Here is a 2,551-nt window from a genome sequence, read left to right on the forward strand (position 1 = left end):
CCCGCGAGAGCTGCGCGCGCGCTGCCGGGTTGTCGGCCTGGACGCGCAGCGCCTCAAACGCTTCCTGCAGGTAAATATTGAGCGGAATCATGCGGCGCTCGATGTAGCAGTGCTTGAGGATGACCTCGATATTCCCGTCGCCGTCGCGGTCGCTGATCTCCAGCTGGCTGGGCGCGAACTTTTCAATCTCGGCAATCAGCTCATCGGTGAAGCGGTCGCGCGGGAACCCGACCTCGGAAAACTCCAGCGTGTCGGCCATGCGGCCCACGCGGTCGTGTTGCTTGACCAGCAGGTATTTGCCACGAATCTGCTCACGCGTGGTGTCTTTCTGCGGCGGATAAAAGTCTTTGATGACCTTGAACACGAACGGAAAACTGGGCAGGTCGAACACCAGCATCACCATGCCTTTGATGCCGGGCGCGATGCGGAACTTGTCGGTGCTGTGCCGCATGTGGAAGAGAAAGTCGCGGTAAAACAGCGTCTTGCCCTGCTTGGCCAAACCCAGCGCGTTGTAAAACTCGGCGCGCGGTTTGCGGGGCATGAGGCTGCGCAAAAACTGCACGTAGGCGCTGGGTATTTCCATGTCAACCATGAAGGTGGCGCGCGCAAAGCTGAACAGCATCAGCAGGTCGTCTTCACCAAACAGCGCGGCGTCCACCACCAGTTTTTCATCGGTCGTGTGCAGGACGGGCAAGGCAAACGGTACCTCTTGGAAGCCGTTGATGATCTTGCCCACCACGTAGGCGCCTTTGTTGCGAAAGAACAGGCCAGACAGCACCTGAAACTGGAAATTGGCGCGCAGCTTGACGTGGTCAAAGTGCTGCTTCATGGCCTGAAGCACCAGCGCAGCGTCGCGCGCCAGGTCTTCAAACGGCACCCGCAGTTCAAAGTCCTGGATCATGCGCAGCGCCTCGGCTGCCATGGTGTCGCCCGTGGGGTAGTAGCAGCGGTAGGTGGGCTTGGCACCGGCCTCGTCGTTCTCGATGTATTCGGTGGACACCGCCGGGCGCACAAAAATGAAGTCGTTTTGAAAGTAGGCGCGTTTCAAAATCTTGGTGGTGACCGAGTTGAAAAACGTTTCGGCCAGTTCGGGCTGGTGGTGGTTCACCAGCAGCCCGATGTAATGCAACTTCACTTGCTCCCACACACCCATGGGTTGCTGGTGAGCGCCAAATTCTTTCATCAGGCGCTTCACGCATTCGTTCACGCGCAGGTCGTAAAACTCGATGCGATCACGCTGCGCGCGCTGCTGTCCTCGCCAGTCGCGGGTTTCAAAGCGGTGCTTGGCGCGGGCCGACTCGGTGCGAAACAACCGGTAATGGCGGTTGAAACCGTCCATCATGGCCTTGGCTATGTCGTAGGCCACGGTAGAGTCCAGGCGCTGGGGAAACATGGTGGGTTGCGGCGGTTAAGGGCTCACCAATGAAACGCAGGGCTGCGCCGCAGCTCAGCGCGCGCGCGCGGCCACCTCGGCCACCGCAGCGCGGTAGGTGTCGTCCAGCACATCGGTGCCGCGCACCACCATGTGCAGGTCTTGCAGCAGCCCGTCTTTCAGGCCATACACCCAACCGTGCAATGCGACCGGTTGGCCGCGTTGCCAGGCGTCTTGAACCACCGTGGTTTCTGCCACGTGCATCACCTGCTCGATCACATTGAGCTCGCACAGGGCATCCAGCCGGTGAGCCTCGTCCAGCTGCTGCAGCAAGTCGCCGTGCCGGTCTCGCACGTCTTTGACATGGCGCAGCCAGTTGTCGGCCAGACCCACGCGTACATCTTTCAGCGCCGCCTGCACGCCGCCACAACCGTAATGGCCCACCACCATCAGGTGCTCGACCTTGAGCACATCCACCGCGTACTGGATGGTGGTCAGGCAGTTCAGGTCGGTCGGCACGACCACGTTGGCCACGTTGCGGTGCACAAACACTTCACCCGGCTCCAGCCCGGTGATCTGGTTGGCCGGCACGCGGCTGTCTGAGCAGCCGATCCACATGTATCGCGGGTTTTGCTGTTGTGACAGGGCCGTGAAGAAGCCCGGCCGCACAGCCTCCATTTGGGAGGCCCAGGTGCGGTTGTGCGCAAGCAGGTGGCGCAGCGGCATTACAGGGTCTCCGCAAACAGTTCGCGGCCGATCAGCATGCGGCGAATTTCGCTGGTGCCGGCGCCAATTTCGTAGAGCTTGGCATCGCGCCACAAACGGCCCAGCGGGTATTCGTTGATGTAGCCATTTCCACCAAAAATCTGCACGCCCTCACCGGCCATCCAAGTGGCTTTCTCAGCCGTCCACAAAATGACGGATGCACAGTCTTTGCGCACCTGGCGCACGTGTTCGGTGCCCAGCAAGTCGAGGTTTTTGGCCACGGTGTACGCAAACGAGCGGCCTGCCTGCAGCACGGTGTACATGTCGGCCACCTTGCCCTGGATGAGCTGGAACTCACCAATGCTCTGGCCAAACTGCTTGCGGTCGTGGATGTACGGAATCACGTTGTCCATGACCGCCTGCATGATACCCAGCGGCCCGCCGGTGAGCACGGCACGTTCGTAGTCCAGCCCG

The 2,551-nt window shown here is 60.8% G+C and carries 3 protein-coding genes; all 3 read right to left on the bottom strand.

The genetic code is table 11. The features are described 5' to 3' along the window. On the bottom strand, positions 1 to 1,366 hold a 1,366-nt coding region (gene aceK, locus GPT33_RS18695), incomplete at its 3' end, for a bifunctional isocitrate dehydrogenase kinase/phosphatase (protein ID WP_296812142.1). 81 nt (positions 1,367 to 1,447) lie between these two features. Next, a complete protein-coding gene (gene can / locus GPT33_RS18700; RefSeq protein ID WP_296812145.1) occupies positions 1,448 to 2,098 on the bottom strand; it encodes a carbonate dehydratase in 651 nt (216 codons plus the stop codon). Next, a partial coding sequence (locus GPT33_RS18705) for an acyl-CoA dehydrogenase family protein (protein WP_296812147.1) occupies positions 2,098 to 2,551 on the bottom strand: 454 nt, incomplete at its 5' end. The genes can and GPT33_RS18705, both read right to left, overlap by 1 nt.

This window comes from Thiocapsa sp. (genome assembly GCF_011390875.1).
Taxonomy (GTDB): Bacteria; Pseudomonadota; Gammaproteobacteria; order Chromatiales; family Chromatiaceae; genus Thiocapsa.